At 38.4% G+C, this 17,393-nt stretch carries 14 protein-coding genes; 5 read left to right on the plus strand and 9 right to left on the minus strand.

The window, feature by feature from the left end:
- Positions 1-47 precede the first annotated feature (47 nt).
- Positions 48-464 (minus strand): CBS domain-containing protein, encoded by a 417-nt coding sequence (locus tag BTO21_RS07270; protein ID WP_045032710.1) that lies wholly within the window; start codon positions 462-464, stop codon positions 48-50.
- A gap of 246 nt (positions 465-710) precedes the next feature.
- Entirely contained in the window at positions 711-2,027 is a 1,317-nt protein-coding gene (locus tag BTO21_RS07275) for a DUF945 family protein (protein ID WP_045032713.1), read from the minus strand.
- A 240-nt stretch (positions 2,028-2,267) separates the two neighbouring features.
- On the opposite strand from BTO21_RS07275, the gene BTO21_RS07280 reads away from it, so the two are divergent.
- Positions 2,268-3,260 (plus strand): 2-hydroxyacid dehydrogenase, encoded by a 993-nt coding sequence (locus BTO21_RS07280; RefSeq protein ID WP_045032715.1) that lies wholly within the window; start codon positions 2,268-2,270, stop codon positions 3,258-3,260.
- 93 nt (positions 3,261-3,353) lie between these two features.
- Here the strand turns inward: BTO21_RS07280 and dsdC are convergent, their stop codons facing one another.
- Positions 3,354-4,262 (minus strand): DNA-binding transcriptional regulator DsdC, encoded by a 909-nt coding sequence (gene dsdC, locus BTO21_RS07285; RefSeq protein WP_045032717.1) that lies wholly within the window; start codon positions 4,260-4,262, stop codon positions 3,354-3,356.
- A gap of 101 nt (positions 4,263-4,363) precedes the next feature.
- A complete protein-coding gene (locus tag BTO21_RS07290; RefSeq protein ID WP_045032719.1) occupies positions 4,364-4,963 on the minus strand; it encodes a TfoX/Sxy family DNA transformation protein in 600 nt (199 codons plus the stop codon).
- Between the two features lie 272 nt (positions 4,964-5,235).
- Here BTO21_RS07290 and BTO21_RS07295 point away from each other — a divergent pair, with 272 nt between their 5' ends.
- The 3 genes from BTO21_RS07295 (at position 5,236) to BTO21_RS07305 (ending at position 8,029) form a co-directional block, all read left to right on the plus strand.
- Entirely contained in the window at positions 5,236-5,826 is a 591-nt protein-coding gene (locus tag BTO21_RS07295; protein WP_045032721.1) for an LON peptidase substrate-binding domain-containing protein, read from the plus strand.
- Between the two features lie 36 nt (positions 5,827-5,862).
- A complete protein-coding gene (locus BTO21_RS07300; RefSeq protein ID WP_373455467.1) occupies positions 5,863-6,861 on the plus strand; it encodes an HDOD domain-containing protein in 999 nt (332 codons plus the stop codon).
- Positions 6,862-7,129: 268 nt separating this feature from the next.
- A complete protein-coding gene (locus BTO21_RS07305) occupies positions 7,130-8,029 on the plus strand; it encodes a LysO family transporter (RefSeq protein ID WP_045032723.1) in 900 nt (299 codons plus the stop codon).
- A 232-nt stretch (positions 8,030-8,261) separates the two neighbouring features.
- Here BTO21_RS07305 and BTO21_RS07310 read toward each other — a convergent pair whose 3' ends face one another.
- The 3 genes from BTO21_RS07310 to BTO21_RS07320 form a co-directional block, all read right to left on the minus strand.
- Positions 8,262-8,729 carry an RDD family protein gene (locus BTO21_RS07310; RefSeq protein ID WP_045032725.1) on the minus strand — a complete coding sequence of 156 codons (468 nt, stop codon included), beginning with the start codon at positions 8,727-8,729 and terminating at the stop codon, positions 8,262-8,264.
- An 8-nt stretch (positions 8,730-8,737) separates the two neighbouring features.
- Positions 8,738-10,357: a PTS transporter subunit EIIC gene (locus tag BTO21_RS07315; protein ID WP_045032727.1), complete on the minus strand. Its 1,620-nt coding sequence runs from the start codon at positions 10,355-10,357 to the stop codon at positions 8,738-8,740.
- An 829-nt stretch (positions 10,358-11,186) separates the two neighbouring features.
- Positions 11,187-12,701, minus strand: coding sequence for a PTS transporter subunit EIIC (locus BTO21_RS07320; RefSeq protein WP_045032729.1), 1,515 nt, complete (start codon positions 12,699-12,701; stop codon positions 11,187-11,189).
- Positions 12,702-14,608: 1,907 nt separating this feature from the next.
- Here BTO21_RS07320 and BTO21_RS07325 point away from each other — a divergent pair.
- Positions 14,609-15,364, plus strand: a complete 756-nt coding sequence (locus BTO21_RS07325) for a hypothetical protein (RefSeq protein ID WP_045031353.1) — start codon at positions 14,609-14,611, stop codon at positions 15,362-15,364.
- Positions 15,365-15,584: 220 nt separating this feature from the next.
- Here the strand turns inward: BTO21_RS07325 and BTO21_RS07330 are convergent, their stop codons facing one another.
- Both BTO21_RS07330 and holB read right to left on the minus strand, forming a co-directional pair.
- Positions 15,585-16,361: a TatD family hydrolase gene (locus tag BTO21_RS07330; protein ID WP_045031351.1), complete on the minus strand. Its 777-nt coding sequence runs from the start codon at positions 16,359-16,361 to the stop codon at positions 15,585-15,587.
- A gap of 68 nt (positions 16,362-16,429) precedes the next feature.
- Positions 16,430-17,392, minus strand: coding sequence for a DNA polymerase III subunit delta' (holB, locus tag BTO21_RS07335; RefSeq protein ID WP_045031349.1), 963 nt, complete (start codon positions 17,390-17,392; stop codon positions 16,430-16,432).
- Position 17,393: the final 1 nt, after the last annotated feature.

Raw genomic sequence — 17,393 nt, forward strand, 5'->3', positions numbered from 1 at the left:
AGCGCTAAATGCGCCCTTTGTTATTACTATATCTAGTTAATCATTGATCATAATGGATGTTTAAAACAAGCACCAATTTGATTACTGATCGCCGTTAATACATCACGACGGGTAATAACGCCTACCAAACGACCGTCATCAACCACAGGGTATATTTTAGGCTTTTGCCCTGTCATGGTTTCAGCTAACACAATAATAGTGTCATTGCCCGATACCGTAAGCACATCAGTTCGCATACACTCACTAACGGTATGGCTATCTTGGCAGTGATAACTGACTTTAAGTAATTTATGAATCATATCTTGTTCAGAGATAAAACCCACCACTTGTTTATGCTCATTAATAACCGGTCCACCAATCTGTTTTGCCGTTAATAGTTTATCTAACGCAGCAGACAGTGACATACTCTCGGTAAATGTAACCGGACGAGTATTCATATAGTCTTTGACTTTTAATGACTCCATACCTTCTCCCAACGTACTTTTTCTGTCGTCGATCAGGTTTAATCCCTTGAAATCTTAATTAAAAAACCTGTACCTATAATATTAAGTTAAGTCTAAATATTTAAATTTACTAAATATCAATGTTCCATTTTGGACATATTTATCATAAAAAAAGATAACATCATGATAATTATTGATTTTATCGAACCTAAAAAAACGCTTACCCTGAGAGTAAGCGTTTATTAGTACTTGCCCACTACACTGAAATTAATGCAATAATAGTGCCATCATTGCTAATGGTAATTTTGCGCCAGAAGAAAACTCTAACTGATCAGCAACAATCTTCACCTGAAGCTGATAGTTGCCATTTTGTTGAGTGACAATTTTTTGATTAACTAATATTGGTAACTTCGCCGCCAACAATGGCTCTTTAGCCACCAATGCTTCAGGAAGAACAATATTAATATTACCACTTAATTGATCAGTAACCGCGGTAAGGTTGGTTGATGCATGCTCTAATCCAGGCTTAATATTTAATAACAGCTGTGCGTTAACGACTCCCTGCGGTGTCTTCACACTTAGCTGTGATAAATCGACACTAGCACCATGAGCAATTAATAAATCTAATGCTAACATTGCTTGTTTAATTTGAGCAGGATCTTGCGTCGCTTGTGGTGATTGCTCCATCGCAGCTAATTGAGTAATCGCTTTATAATTTAAATCTTTTAGCGCTAACTTAAAGGCAATATCTTGATAATGTTGACCATCAAGCGTGGTTAATTTCGCAACCTGAATAGTGTTCGTATTGGTCACCTGCTGAGTTGCTTCCGTCGGGTTTTTCTCACCTTGTGGCTGACTCAACGCATTATTCATCGCAACATTAACGCCATCAATCGCAATAAATTGATGTTGATCAGACGCGGTAAATTTTGCATTTTCTAAACTGAAGGTTTGATGTCCAATCCAAAAGTTCCCTTGCATTTGGCCTTGACCTTCACCATCAATATTATTTACGACCATACTTTCTTTATCAGGTGTCGTGATCGTTAATGCGGGTAGGCTGTAACTAAATTGACTCTTACTGTTTTCAGGATCAAATTCACCTTGCACAACAAACTTGTCACTGATGGCACTTACACCATCTTTTTTCTTATAATCCATTGGGTTAACAGTCATTACAAAATGGGTTGATCCTGTGAAACCAGAATCAGTTACAATTTGCATTGGCGCAACATTCTTACCCCAAATTTGATTTACTATTGGCGCTATTTGTTTATCAATCACAAATTCACTGGTAGATTTAACCCCTAAAAAGCCATTTTCAATATGGTGTTTCACCAACCAGACAGTCGGTAACCCTTGCTCTGCAAACTCCGCTTTTAATTGATTTTTAAGCTCAATACGAGACACCGCATTAGAGGAAAAATAACCACGTTCAAAGCTTTTATTGGTAATAGACAAATAAGGACTATGGTAATTTTCAACCGCACCCGTATAGATACTCTGCCCAATTTGCCCTGTCGCCAAGGGACCACAAGCAATGATCGCAACCGCGCCAGCACTAGCAAGAATTTTTTTCAACATATTGAATCCCAAAAATAAAGTAAATTGCAATAAACTATCCAAATCATAGCATGAACCACTTAGCCACAGCAGTACTACCATAACCGTTATTTTAGTGTGCTTATTTTGTCATACAATTTATTTGCTATTTACAACAAACTTGTTATCTTGATCACATAATAACCGTGTGATTTAGTCAGATATTCGCGTATTAAACGTCAATAATGACTAAGTAACAAACCGTGTTTATGGAGTGATATTATGAAAATAGCTGTTTTTAGCACCAAAAGGTATGACCAAAAATCATTTGCGCATACGAATAAAGAATTCCATCAACAGCTCACTTATTTTGATTTTCAACTCAATCATCACACTGCAAAAATGGCTGAAGGTTTTGACGCTATTTGTGCATTTGTTAATGACGACCTTAGTGAACCCGTTCTCAAAATATTAGCAGAACAAGGGGTGAAAATTATCGCCATGCGTTGTGCTGGCTTTGATAGAGTCGATCTTGACGCAGCCAAGGCATTAAATTTACAGGTTGTCACTGTTCCGGCTTATTCTCCTGAATCCATTGCTGAACATACGTTAGGATTAATGTTAAGCCTAAATCGTCGTATTCACCGCGCTTATCAACGTACCCGTGATGCGAATTTCTCACTCGAAGGCTTAACCGGTTATAATTTCCATGGTCGTACCGTCGGTGTTATTGGTACAGGCAGAATTGGTATTGCGACAATTCGAATTCTAAAAGGGCTCGGCATGAATATTCTTGCTTATGACCCTTATCCAAACCCGATAGCACTAGAGTTAGGTGTCACCTACTGCACCCTTGATGAAATTTACGCACAAGCACATGTGATCACACTTCATTGCCCAATGAGCAAAGAAAATTATCATATGCTAAATCGTAAAGCGTTTGCAAAAATGCGCCGAGGGATGATGGTTATCAATACCAGTCGTGGTGGTTTACTTAACTCAAGCGATGCCGTTGAGGCATTAAAAAGCGGTATTATTAGTGCGTTAGGGGTTGATGTTTACGAAAACGAAAAAGATTTATTCTTCCAAGATAAATCAAATGACATTATTCAAGATGATGTATTCCGTCGTTTATCGTCATGCCATAACGTATTATTTACAGGCCACCAAGCCTTTTTAACAGAAGAAGCGCTCGGCAGTATTGCTCAAACGACATTAGAAAATCTCGCTAGTTTTGAAAAAAATGAACTTTCAGGTAATGAACTCATTAAATAAACCTACCGTTTAATGAGTCGTTTGGTACATCATAAATATACGACAAAAAGGCGCGTAAAGTGCCTTTTTTTGATCATGATACCCACACCGCCATTACATGTAGATCTCACTAAGAAGCCAATCTTTAAACGCTTTGATTTTAGGCGAGGTTTGCATATCTTTACGACACACAACGTAATAACTGTGCGCAGAATTTACTGTCATATCAAAAGGGGAAACTAAGCGCGATGTTGCTAATTGTTCAGCAACAAATGATTGCCTTGCCATCGCGACCCCCATCCCCGTTGTTGCTGCTTTAATGGCTAAATCAGCCCGATCAAAAGTACAACCATTATCGGGTAATATTACCTTAAAATGTTGCGCCCAAAATTGCCATTCATCATTACGCCCCGCTCTTGCCCACGGTGCTGCATCATGCAGTAATAAGCAATGAATTAAATTTTCAGGCTTATTATAAAGTTGATATTTTAACGCATAATCATGGCTACATACCGGAAACATACTTTCTTCCAGCAGTTTATCGACCGCTAAACTTGGGTAGATACCATTTCCAAAATAAATAGCACAATCATAACTTTCCGTTTGAAAATCAACTAAATCATTCCGCGTACGTAAATGAATCCGCACATTAGGGTACTTATCAATAAAAGACGTTAACCGAGGAACTAACCATGTTTGTGCAAAAGTGGGTGGGACTGAAATGGTTAAATCACCACTTAATTCAGAACTTTTTAAATCACGAATTTCATGAATAATATCCCCAAAATTCGTTGCTAAGACTTGTTTTAAACGCAGACCTTCATCGGTCAAAACTAATTTTCGATGTTGTCGAATAAATAATTGGACGTCTAGGGTATCTTCAAGATTTTTAATTTTATGACTTACCGCGCTCTGAGTAAGGCATAATATCTCAGCCGCACGTGTAAAGCTCATTTGATCAGCTGCAATCAAGAAACAATGTAATCCCGATAAAACAGACCCTGACAATTTAGATAATTGCATAATTTAGCCACAGCAACATAATTGTCGCCAGCATAACAAAAAAATCACGTATTCTCAGCTACATCATCTAAATAGACTCAGATTATCAATTAGCTATGCCTTTAATGAGTTTGTTGATGATATTCATCTAATAATTGTTGCTTATGATCTTCACTTAATAACTGCCAATGCCCGCCATGAATAGCACCCGCAAATATCCACAATAATTTATAATCTAATTCTTGGCCATTATGTTCACACACACGACGAAATACATTTACAGCACCAGCATCAAAAAACGTATCAACATCCAATACACCGGCTTTTTTTACCATGCGTTCAAGTGTTAAACGCATATTAGGTAAATCACGCAAACGACGATTTGATTCGGAAGATTTGAAACTTTTGTCACGACAAGAAAAGGCAATAGATTGTTCTACAAGCTGATCACATTGAGATTGTTCCGTTAAAAACAAATTTTTGATCTCATAATAATTAACCGTTGCGGTTTTACTTTTCTTTATATGTCTAAACTTTTCACAGCCCGCGTTAAGTAATTTTTCATCAAGATCATCCCCTCCACGAATATACATTGAGTTTGGGGTTACGATGGCAAACATAGCACTATTAATAAAAATCCCCGTACCACCAAACATTGACCTTCTTTCTTGCGATCCAAATTTAGCTAAATAATTTAAATAATCATCTTTTATTGACGTCATAACTCATGCTCCAGATATTATCCATAACAACTAAAAACACATCCAATCTTTATCACTTTCAGTGTCAATGATTTGACGAGCTATTTTATGCTCATAGCCGCAACAGATGATACAACGAGCATTCGAATATGAGATTGCTCGCATATTTTTAATCGAAAATTTATGAAACAAATTAACAATTCACGCTTTTTTATACTTACTCTCAACTAAATATATAGTGCTACCCTTAGTAAGGTTTCTTGTAAGCAGAACAAAAACGACAAGGTTAAAATATGAATTCCATCGCATTATTACCCCATAGCAAGCATATATTACCCGGTGGACGGCTAAAACTGGTTATCTCAAGAGTCTGTGATATTCGCATGGTGACAGAAGCGATGGCAAATAATCACCCATTCGCTCTGGGTATGATCGCACCCAATAGCTCCCCAGAAACGGTTACTAATATTCCAGTTATCGCGACAGTGGTAACTATTGTCGATTTTAACACTCGTGATGATGGATTATTAGAAATTATGGTTGAAGGTACTGATACAATTTCAGTTTCAAGCCTCACTATGGCGTACGATAATTTACTGACTGCCGTTTATGAACCATGCCATTCTTGGCCAACTATTCCGATCAATGCCGATAGCCAGATGTTAGCCGATAAACTCAACCTACTCTTTGACTCGGTTCCAGAAATTAACACTTATTATCAACACTCTAACTACAACAATGCTACTTGGGTTTGTCAACGTTGGTTAGAAATATTACCCATTGACATCAAACATAAACAATCTTTAATTCACCATCCAACTGCAGAGACTACAATTCACTTTCTCTTGCAATTATTGCAAGATCACAACTTAATTAATAATTAATAATAATAGCCATATTCAGCGACTCAAGCGTTAACTATGTCAAAAATACAACAGTTTACGCTTTGTGCATCTACCAATAATGCGTACACTTATAACATCTCTTACCACTGTAATTATTCGATGCCACACTTATCTTTTTTTTGGCTGGAAGCTAATAACCACCACATCCGCGCTATTCAGTCGAATCTTTGCCTTTCGATAAAAAAATCAGCACGCGATAATCGGTTAACCTTACCGTCCATTCCAGATACACTGCTAACCTTGAATAAATTGTGCAAAAATCCTGAAACAACTATTCATGACGTCGCAAATTTATTAATTGATGATCCCGTGTTAACGGCCAATATTATTCGAACCGCCAACTCCATCATATTTAATCGTCGTAATATTATCTGTCACGATATTGTCACTGCCGTATCCCGGTTAGGTATTACTCGAATTAGAGATATCATTACAGCTCAAACAATATATTCATTAAAAAACACCACCATTGAAAACATTGAATGTAACCAACTACTTAAAAATAGTGCTTTTCATTCACGTCAATTTGCAGCGACGATGGCACTAATTTGTCAAAAAATGCAGCTTCATAGTAATTACCCCTTAAAACTTGAGCCTGAAAAAGCGTTATTAACCGGTCTACTTGCTGACATTGGTTTATTTGGATTAATAAATGAATATGCGTATTTTATTGAGCAAGGCAATTATCTCGATTTTAATATCGCTAAGTATATTTTTCAGGATAACTGCGCATTAGCCAGTCAGATTGTTCTGACCCAATGGGGGTTTGATGAAGATTATATCGCTGTCGCAACCAATACAACGTCCCTTCTCCATGAGAATGACATCAGTTATTTAACTATCGCTCGTATGGCGCATCACTTGCTACTGTTTAAAGCCAATGATGATGCAATAAATGATCATGACGTTGAATTAAATCTAGCAGGGGCTGAAGTGATGTATGAATTAACCAACCTGTCAGAATTTGAATTTGATCATCAATTAAAACAGATCACCCATAACTGTGGCATCTAATGCTATTGATTGCTTCTATGATGTAATGTCTGCGTTCGTCTAACTCCCCATTAGACGATACGCTCTGACACATATTCATACACTTTTCAGAGACTTTAAGCTGCTTCTTTCCTATTGATATCTATATTCTTTCTGCTGCTTTATGTTATATTCGTCACAAATTCAACGCTTAATCTTTAATCACTTATTATGATGTTGTTACAACAGCACCGTATGTAAGATATTCCAAAGATCACTTCAACGCTGTTTTATACATATAAGGATAAATATGTTATCGGGGATCCTGCTAATTTTTCTACCGTTGGTGCTGGGGTATTTAATCCCGATAAAAAAAACCAATATCCTTGAATTTATTAATACCCAAACGAGTCGCTTAGTATTAGTGATCTTAGCTTTAATGGGATTAAGTTTGGCAGGGCTGGATAATCTCAGCCAGAATTTAGGTCAAATTCTGCTCTATACATTTACCTTTTTTATCTCAATTTCGGCGTGTAATCTGCTCGCATTGCCTTGGCTTGATCGGTTATGGCCAACGCCTACTTCTCATGTTCAGCGTAAAGTACCCTTAGCAAAAATGATGCAGGAATCAGTAAAATTAGTCATCGTGGTTGCGCTAGGGTTAATTATCGGACTACTGTTAAACGTTGATCTGTCGTGGGTAGAACAAGCGAGCGAAAACATCTTATTATTGCTACTGTTTTTTGTTGGGATCCAACTCCGAAATAGCGGCATGACCCTGAAGCAAATTATACTGAATAAGAAAGGTGTCATCATTGCAGCAGTGATCCTCGTGACATCATTATTAGGCGGCATTATTGCTGCGTTATTACTCGGCATTCCAATTAATAATGGCTTAGCGATGGCATCTGGTTTTGGTTGGTATTCATTGGCAGGCATATTGATTGGCGATGGTTTAGGTAATATCTATGGTGGCGCAGCCTTCTTAAATGAGCTACTGCGTGAAATGCTAGCACTGATCATGATCCCACTGTTGATTAATCGCTATCCAAACACCGCAATAGGTTATGCAGGCGCGACAGCAATGGACTTTACGCTACCGGTTATTCAAAACAGCGGTGGTATTCGCTGCGTGCCAATTGCAATTGTAAGTGGTTTTATTTTAAGTTTATTAGTCCCTGTTTTAATTCTGTTCTTTATCTCTTTATAAGCATCCCCCTACCTTCATAGCCAGCCTTGTGCTGGCTTTTGACATCAAATTACAGAGCGATTATATCGTTTTCTGAGTCGTCCTATCAGTTCTCATTACCGCTGTTCGTTATATACCGCTGACAATAAAAAGTTAGTCACACCGAATCATCAGATCAAAAAAAACCGCAGCACTTCATCAATGTGAAATGGCTGCGGTTTCTACATATAAACAAGGTTAAGACTGAATTAAATCAACGTTCAACAACGGTCGTATGGTTGGTACGATCATGCCACGGTGGATTTGAAAAAGCTAAATATTGAGCACCACTATAAAGTGGATATAACCCCAACGTTGCGACACAAAGGTAAATTTTATTAAATTCACGCTTTAAGTAACGTTGTTTTGTTAATGGTTGATCATCAATCGTAATCACCTGCACACTCAATAAGTAACGTGATAATGACGTTCCTAATAAGCGATAACAGATCCATTGATAACCCATAAAGACACCAATAAATAACACCATTAATCCCATCAACAATAACAACAATGCGGGTAATGCCATAGTATCGTTTAACGACAGCGTTATGCCTGTACCATCAGAAAGATAAGCAATGATTCCAAGGTAGATGTCGCGACCCACCATCGCGAACATCTGAACAATTGCCATATCAATCATGAAGGTACCGATACGTCGGTATTTCAATTTAAAGCCCATTAGTATTCTTACTTACCGAGTTTAGCGTTAATTTGCGCTTTAAAGCCTGCAGCTTGTGCGCCGTAGATAGCTTGAATACCTGTGCTACCAATCTTCACTAAGCCTTTCGCGCCTAAATGCTGAGTCCAATATTGATTATCTTTTACTAAATCACCATCTTTCACAGTGATACGTAAACGGGTAATACAGGCATCAACATCAACGATATTATCTTTACCGCCTAATGCTTCAATCATCTCATCAGCTTGAGCGTCATTTGCGCCACCAGCAGCTTTTGATGCGTGGTAATCTTTCTTACGCACAACGGCAACTGCACTACCCTTACGGCCCGGAGTTTTAACGTCAAACTTCAGAATGAACCAACGGAACAAGAAGAAGTATACTGGACCATAGATTAGACCAAGTAGTGGAATGTAGTACCAATGGTTCTCAGTACCCGTTAGACCTGGCAACATACCAAACAAGGCGAAGTCAATGAAACCACCACTGAATGTCATACCCACTTTAACCTGTAGCAAGTCCATGATCATAAATGATAGGCCAGCTAGAGGAACGTGAATGAAGTAGTAAAGCGGTGCAGATAAGAATAGGAACGTAAATTCAATTGGTTCAGTAATACCTGTTAGGAACGCTGTAAGCGCAACAGAGAATAATAAACCACCTACCGCTGTCTTGTTTTCTTTATCAGCAACAGTGTACATCGCGTAAGCTGCAGCAGGTAAACCGAACATCATGAATGGGAATTTACCTGTCATGAAGTTAGTTGAAGAGAACTGTGAATAATCACCGTTAGCTAAAGAGCCAAAGAAGATATTTTGCGTACCCTTAAACACATGACCTGCGATTTCAGCAGTACCACCAATTTCTGTCTGCCATAATGGAAGATAGAACACATGGTGTAGACCAACAGGAATCAATGCACGCTCGATAATACCGAAAATGAACGATGCAATGTAACCATGACCAGAAGCTGTCATTTCACCTAGCGTTGCACCGATAGAACCGAATGCAGCACCGATGTATGGCCATACGAATACTAATGCAATACCGTAGAACAATGCCGAGAATGCACTGATGATCGGTACGAAACGTGCGCCACCAAAGAAGCCAAGGAATTCAGGTAACTTAATGTCATGGTATTTGTTATGAAGAATAACAGTAAGACCACCAGCAATAAGACCACCAAATACACCCATACTCAGTGTATTTTGAATACCTAATACATCAGCAAGTACACCTGCGTAATGATTGCCCATTAACACTACTGTGTTGTTGGTGGTATCAACCATACCCGCAACCGTCAGTGTTTTTGCAATCGCAACGTTCATTACTAAGTATGCAATCGTTGCAGCCAGTGCAGCAGCACCTTTTTCTGCACGCGCAAAACCGATAGCAATAGCAAGTGCGAACATTAATGGTAAGTTTGCGAAGACGATACCGCCAGCTGCGGTCATAACCTGTAGGAAACTATTTAAAAGTGTTCCGTCTTGCAAAATACCAATTTGGTACGCATCAATCATACTTTGGTTAGTAAAACTACCACCCAGCCCTAGCATAATACCAGCAGCAGGTAGCAAGGCTATCGGTAGCATTACCGCTTGAGATAACTTACTGAAAAAGGCTTTCATGACCTTCTCTCCTTGAGATGAACTCTAAACTTGTCGATGAAATAAATATAAGACGCTAATGACATCTCTTTTTCTAAATCATTTTCAAAAACAAATAAGCATTTGGTGAACACTTTCGCAGTTAGAGGCCAGCTCCAATTACCAATGGTAATTGCGTTAGTGAACATTGTTTGCTCCTGAGTATATTAATCAGAAATAAGACTAAGCATTAGCGACATACCCCCGTAGTCATTTGCTAACACTTCTTTTATATCTATTTCAGGCACTAGTATAAAAATGCGTTGAATAATATAACTTGATGACAGTCAAAGTTACAAATAAGTAATTAATTATAGTTCTAAATTATAATCCAGATCACAATGAAACAAATGTATTCAACGTTAAAGAAATAAGTGTAAGTAATTGATTATAAATAACAAAGTAACTAAAAATCCGCCATTTAAAACAATTAATTTAATCTCTAATAAGTAACCTTTGTAACCTATGTAACATGAATAATAAGTAATAGTTGTTAATGTTTTGTAATAAGCATCTATTATTTACTTTCTAAATAAGAATTAAAATAGAACCACTCAACTAATTTATAAATTAAATATGCTGATTTGGTTTTAAATTAAACAATAATAATCACCACAGCTATAACTCGATGACGATAAAAATAATATCACCGCTAATTCATTCTCAAAAAAATTGACCGCCATAATTAATCTCATCGGTATGATCACCTCAAAGCAGCCCCCCAAAAATCAAATACTCTCTATTTTAGGCACAAAAAAATCCCGCGATTTTCATCACGGGATTGTTTATCGATCAGCGAATAAAATTAATCTTATTCTTTATGAGCGGCTTTTTCTTCTGCTGTACGATAATCAAAGATGAAAATCAATACCATTGGCACAACGAAAGCAACAGCGATTGATACTGCGTAAACCCACATTGGATGGAACACTGGAATCGTTAATAGTGACGTAAATGCAAACGCTTGAGTTTTAACACTGCCGTACATAGAACCAAGAATCGCAAGTGTTACACCACCGGCTAAACAACCAGGAAGTAAACGTGAGTACACTTTCTTAAAGCGTAAGTGAATACCGTATAGTGATGGCTCAGAAATACCACCAAATAAACCCGCAGCTAAAGCACCAGAAGCGGTTTGACGCATCGTGGCATCTTTCTCACGCAGTGAAATAAGTAGTACACCTGCCGTCGCACCGAAACAAGCAAAGTTCCACACACCCATCGGACCTTGAATGAAGTCATAACCTAATGTTTGAATATTCATTAACATTAGTGCGTTTAGTGGCCAGTGTAGACCCAATGGAACAAGGAATGGGTACAGTAGTGGGATTAGAATCGCGAATACAAACGGTGCATGGGTATTTAGCCAAGCTAAACCAAGACCTAAATAAGTACCAATCCATACCCCTAGAGGACCAATCAAGAACGCGGTTAGCGGAATCATGATGATCAAAGAAAGGAATGGTACAAATACCATGTGTAGGTTATCTGGAATGATTTTCTTTAAGAAACGATATACCAGCGCTAATACAGCAACCATGATCAACGGCACGAACACGTTACCAGAGTAATCATTAAGCTGCATTGGTAAACCAAACACGTGTGCAACGTGAGAGACAGTACCTAAGGTTGCATCTTTAATAGATGTTGTTGACGCTAATGAAGTTAGCTTTTGGAAATCAGGCGTCATTAATGCGCCCATGATTGCAGCACCTAACCAAGGGTCAACCTTAAGTTTTTTAGCGGCGTTATAAGCAACCATAATTGGCAAGAAGTAGAATACTGAATGCCACATTGAGTCGACAAAAATCCACCCAGCAGACTTCTCGCCTCTAAAATCAACAATGTGTAAGGCATCCAATACGGCACATAATGCAATAATTAATGATGCGCCAAGTAAAATACCTAAAATGGGACGGAACGAATCTGAAAGGTATTCAAAGAAACCATCAACCCAAGCAACTTTGCCACGAACGCCACCAGAGCGCAGTGAAGCTTTTACATCATCATTTGATGCGCTCTCTGCTTTGGTTTCATTATTGCTTGGCGTAGCTGCACCGCTACTTGCTTGGTTTTCTATTAACTGTTGCAATGCGCTGTTCATCGTTGCGACACCACCACCAACAACAATTTGGTAGCGCTCGCCACTTTGAGGAACACACCCCATCACTTCAGGAATAGCATCTAATGCGGCTTTATCTACAATTGAGTTATCGTTTAATTCAAAACGTAAACGCGTTGCACAGCACGTCAGAAACTTAATGTTAGCAGCACCACCAACCCCTTCAAGGATCTTCGCTGCTGAAGATTGAATATCTTTCGACATGATTTTTACCCTTTATATCCAAAACAATACCAGTGAATGTAGTATTTTTTCACTGGTATATACGTAATAAGCCATTAATTTAATTGGTATAATTTGGGGTTTATATAAAGTGTTCGTCTACATTAATAAATTTAATTTTAGCTCATTATAATAAAAAATTGATTAAAGCATTCTGCACAGGCATATCCCCATCTCTAATATGCTCGTTTTTGACCGATTTTTCCAGAATATACTTAAATAACATGCAAAATATAAAACATTGATCACATAGATCAACATGCGAGCCGTAAATTACTGATAATAAAACCAAAAAAAAGTAAATCTAATAAAACTTTAATTACAAAAAATAAACATAACAAACACATTTCAACTTAGGTAATGTAACCTATCGTACAATTTAAATTACAACGTCCTTTTCAAGGTAGCTAAAAGAAGCACCATTATTTTCTTATTAATTGGAAGCTATTCAGTATTGCTAATATGACGATCAGAAATGATTAAAAAACAGCCGTGATAATTAACAACAGCATTAAAATAATGAAAACTCCAACCCCTCCGTCATTCCCTACAGTGAATGCCCGCGAGGGCGATAGGGAATCTAATCACCGCGCGTCGTAGGGTTATTGTGGCTATAATTAATTCCGACAGTATGATTATGAATTTCGAGACTAAACCCCTCAAAAATCGTCTTCTTTAATTTTGCTCTTCCTTATACCTTGTTTCTTTATATCCACTGGCGTCTTTAAGGCTCAATCACGCGGTGAGTAGATCACGGATAGCTTCGTGCCTCAACTTCCGAGATGACGGATAATAGGCTGAGTGAACACCAAGCTTTACGATCGCAATTATCAATAATGAATGCCAAGCCCAAATCCCCCGTCATTCCCTACAGTGAATGCCCGCGAGGGCGATAGGGAATCTAATCACCGCGCGTCGTAGAGTTATTGTGGCTATAATTAATTCCGACAGTATTATTATGAATTTCGAGACTAAACCCCTCAAAAATCGTCTTCTTTAATTTTGCTCTTCCTCATACCTTGTTTACCTCGATCCTGCTTTATCCACTGGCGTCTTTAAGGCTCAATCACGCGGTGAGTAGATCACGGATAGCTTCGTACCTCAACTTCCGAGATGTGAATAATAGGCTGAGTGAACACCAAGCTTTACGACCATTGTTTCAGACATTGAATGTCCAACCCCCCTTCCATCATTTCCGAAACTGAATACCCAAATCCCCCGTCATTCCCTACAGTGAATGCCCGCGAGGGCGATAGGGAATCTAATCACCGCGCGTCGTAGGGTTATTGTGGCTATAATTAATTCCGACAGTATGATTATGAATTTCGAAACTAAACCCTCAAAAATCGTCTTCTTTAATTTTGCTCTTCCTTATACCTTGTTTACCTCGATCCTGCTTTATATCCACTGGCATCTTTAAGGCTCAATCACGCGGTGAGTAGATCACGGATAGCTTCGTGCCTCAACTTCCGAGATGACGGATAATAGGCTGAGTGAACACCAAGCTTTACGATCGCAATTATCAATAATGAATGCCAAGCCCAACCCCCCGTCATTCCCTACAGTGAATGCCCGCGAGGGCGATAGGGAATCTATTATCCGCGCGTTGTAGAGTTATTGTGGTTGTATTATTAGATTTTAGGCTTTTTTAGATTCCTCCCCTATTGGTTCAATTTAAGTCAGTTCCTTTGAATGGTTCAATAGTAGTGGTTTCTTAAATGCAGCAATGCGGGGTGAAAGGTTGAAGTGAACTGGTTTCGTTGGGGTATACCCATAAATCACTCAAATGAGTGATTAAAAAGCAGGTTGTTTATATTTCTACTTCTTGTTTGGAGTTTTACGATAAGCTCGGATAACATACTGTTAATACAAAATATCATTGGAATTTTATGTTTACAAAAGAAGAAATTAAAGAATTTATAATTAAGTATGGGAAAAAATGGCTGTTTCCAGATTTCTATAACAAAGTAACTTGGTATGTGATTACTTTAGGCGCAGGAATAATACTTACACCTACTCCGTTTAAACTAGTTGTTTATAACTGGATCATTGAGTCTTTTAATCTCAATTTAGGTAATACTATCACGCTGTCCGAGATGGGCTCTAGTAATACTGATTACTGGCTTGGCTTTGGGCTAATAATTTCAGCCTTATTGCATAATGTATTCTCAAAGTGGATTCTTCATCAAAATGATATTCAACAGAGAGCTTCCGTAGATACAATAAGTACAGTAGATAAATCGTTATTCAAAGAATTTTTAGAAGTTTTTCCATCTGGGTCAAGATCATCTGAATTATTACACACACATGATTTCGAGCATTCCTTTAGCCTAAAATCCTTGGACGAGATAGATAAATTTGTTAACGAATGGAATTGTCCTGAAAAAAGCTTTATAGATCCAAAACTAGAAACTATACGTAAAGAGTTATGGGTAAAATGTAATGAATTCAGTAGGCTTATAGCTGAGAAATCATCTCCTACGTGTGGAGGTCTACAAAGTGTCGTTCCAGACCAACATCGAAATGACTGGGATAGACCTAAGTGGATAAATGATGATATTAAGCTTGTTAATAATATGGCATCGGAAGTATTCACCTTACATCAAACTTTTATCAAGTCTATGCGAGAGGTATTAAAGTGCTAATAAGCACATCGATTAACAAGCAATTCTGCCATAATAAACTCCACCAATATCAGACTATACCGATACAATTAGCCATCAACTTTACATAACATCTGTTATATGTCCTACAGGGAATTGTATGTGCCACAACCATTTAGAAATATCACATCACCACCAGCCCCTTTCCACAAAAAAAAAGAGAAGCCAAAGCTTCTCTTTAATGTCATACCAACAATAGCCTTTACTGTTTAGCTAATGAAAACAGCGTAAAGAAGTTTTTGGTGGTAGCTTGCTCAACTTCCTCAACAGATACGCCTTTTAATAACGCAATATATTGCGCCACTTCACGGGTATAAGCAGGTTGGTTTTGCTTACCACGGTATGGAATTGGGGCTAAGAAGGGTGAATCAGTTTCGACCAATAACCGATCTAGCGGTAACTTACTGACCACATTCTTCAAATCGCTAGCAGTATTGAACGTTACGATGCCTGAGATTGAGATATAAAAGCCTAGCTCAATCGCTGCTAGTGCCATATCCAAATCTTCAGTGAAGCAGTGCAATACACCACCACACTTCTCTGCGCCTTCTTCACGCAAAATACGCATCGTATCTTCACGCGCCATACGAGTATGGATAATTAACGGCTTATTTAATTCAACCGCCACACGCGCTTGCTCACGGAACAGTTTTTGCTGTAATTCTGCCGTCTCTGGCTGATAGTGGTAATCAAGACCTGTTTCACCAATCGCGACCACTTTTTCATGGCGAGCATAGGCTTTAAACTGCTCAGAGTCATAACCAGACTCAACATCTAATGGGTGAATACCACATGATGCAAACACGTTATCGTAAGGTGCGATCATTTCCATCATTTTAGGAAAAGCCGCTAATGTTACCCCTACAGATAGAAAATATTCAACGCCACGTTCCTTGGCTTTATTTAATACATCATCAATCCCTGTATGAAGTTTGTCATAATCAAGTTTATCAAGATGACAATGTGAATCGACTAACACAGGCTTTCCTCTTGTTTATTCTAACGCTTCATTTTATAACAGTAACAGTCAGTGGTAACGAACAACGGTTACTTACTCATAAATCCCGTTAACCATTCAACCACTAACAACTCAATATTTAGCCCTGTATGTTTGGCTAATTGACGATGCAAATCATTAATCTTACGTACTTGTTCTAATAGCAATGCCGTTGGTATGGTGGTTGCGATAGCTTCTACCGCTGGCAATGATTCTTGGTGAACAAGATATTGCGTTACCCCTTGTTGCCATTTTAAACAATCAACTAAGAAATAACTTAATAATTGCAATGTCACGATACCATCAGCACTGCACATTGCCGCGACATCATAAATACCAAGATGAGGCGGCTGTACAAACTCTGTAAACGCTTTGACCAAATGACCGTAACGAATATTTAAGCCACTTTCAATAAATGCCAAAGTGGCTAATGGTGCGCCGTTATTAAGTCGAACATTCTCTAATAAAATCGATTGCTGTAACTGACTTTCAACCCAACTTTTCACACTGAGTTCATTCGGTGGGTTTAAACGCCATTTATTACATCGACTCACGACGGTTGGCAATAAGCGATCAAGGCTTTGTGCGGTTAAGATAAATTGACAGCCTGCTGGCGGCTCTTCCAATGTTTTTAAGATCGCATTCGCACCAGCTTCACCCAATGCATCAGCGTGTTCAATTAAAATCACTCGCTGTCCATTTAGGTGCGAGGTTTCAGTCGCCCAACGGTTACATTGTCGCACCGCATCAACACCAATTTGCTTACCTTCTTGTTCTGGCTTAATAACATGAAAGTCAGGGTGGTTTTCAGCATCAAACAGTTTACAGCTATGGCAAACACCGCAAGGCTCAGTCTGTGAATTTTGACAGAGTACGGTTTTGGATAATTGTCGTGCTAACACACCACGTCCACTGCCCTTTGCTGCTAATAACAAAATAGCATGGTGTAAACGTCGTTGCTCAAGCAACTGCTGCCAGTTGTGCCACAAGGTTTGTTGCCATGGATATATCATT

Origin of the sequence: Photobacterium phosphoreum (genome assembly GCF_002954725.1) — a bacterium.
Taxonomy (GTDB): Bacteria; Pseudomonadota; Gammaproteobacteria; order Enterobacterales; family Vibrionaceae; genus Photobacterium; species Photobacterium phosphoreum.

Bases quoted from the DNA above. Each gene is read 5' to 3' on its own strand.
- BTO21_RS07280 (WP_045032715.1), top strand. From the start codon at position 2,268: ATGAAAATAGCTGTTTTTAGCACCAAAAGGTATGACCAAAAATCATTT.
- BTO21_RS07315 (WP_045032727.1), bottom strand. From the start codon at position 10,357: ATGAAAGCCTTTTTCAGTAAGTTATCTCAAGCGGTAATGCTACCGATA.
- dsdC (WP_045032717.1), bottom strand. From the start codon at position 4,262: ATGCAATTATCTAAATTGTCAGGGTCTGTTTTATCGGGATTACATTGT.
- BTO21_RS07310 (WP_045032725.1), bottom strand. From the start codon at position 8,729: ATGGGCTTTAAATTGAAATACCGACGTATCGGTACCTTCATGATTGAT.
- holB (WP_045031349.1), bottom strand. From the start codon at position 17,392: ATGATATATCCATGGCAACAAACCTTGTGGCACAACTGGCAGCAGTTG.
- BTO21_RS07290 (WP_045032719.1), bottom strand. From the start codon at position 4,963: ATGACGTCAATAAAAGATGATTATTTAAATTATTTAGCTAAATTTGGA.
- BTO21_RS07275 (WP_045032713.1), bottom strand. From the start codon at position 2,027: ATGTTGAAAAAAATTCTTGCTAGTGCTGGCGCGGTTGCGATCATTGCT.
- BTO21_RS07305 (WP_045032723.1), top strand. From the start codon at position 7,130: ATGTTATCGGGGATCCTGCTAATTTTTCTACCGTTGGTGCTGGGGTAT.
- BTO21_RS07320 (WP_045032729.1), bottom strand. From the start codon at position 12,701: ATGTCGAAAGATATTCAATCTTCAGCAGCGAAGATCCTTGAAGGGGTT.
- BTO21_RS07295 (WP_045032721.1), top strand. From the start codon at position 5,236: ATGAATTCCATCGCATTATTACCCCATAGCAAGCATATATTACCCGGT.
- BTO21_RS07325 (WP_045031353.1), top strand. From the start codon at position 14,609: ATGTTTACAAAAGAAGAAATTAAAGAATTTATAATTAAGTATGGGAAA.
- BTO21_RS07270 (WP_045032710.1), bottom strand. From the start codon at position 464: ATGGAGTCATTAAAAGTCAAAGACTATATGAATACTCGTCCGGTTACA.
- BTO21_RS07300 (WP_373455467.1), top strand. From the start codon at position 5,863: ATGTCAAAAATACAACAGTTTACGCTTTGTGCATCTACCAATAATGCG.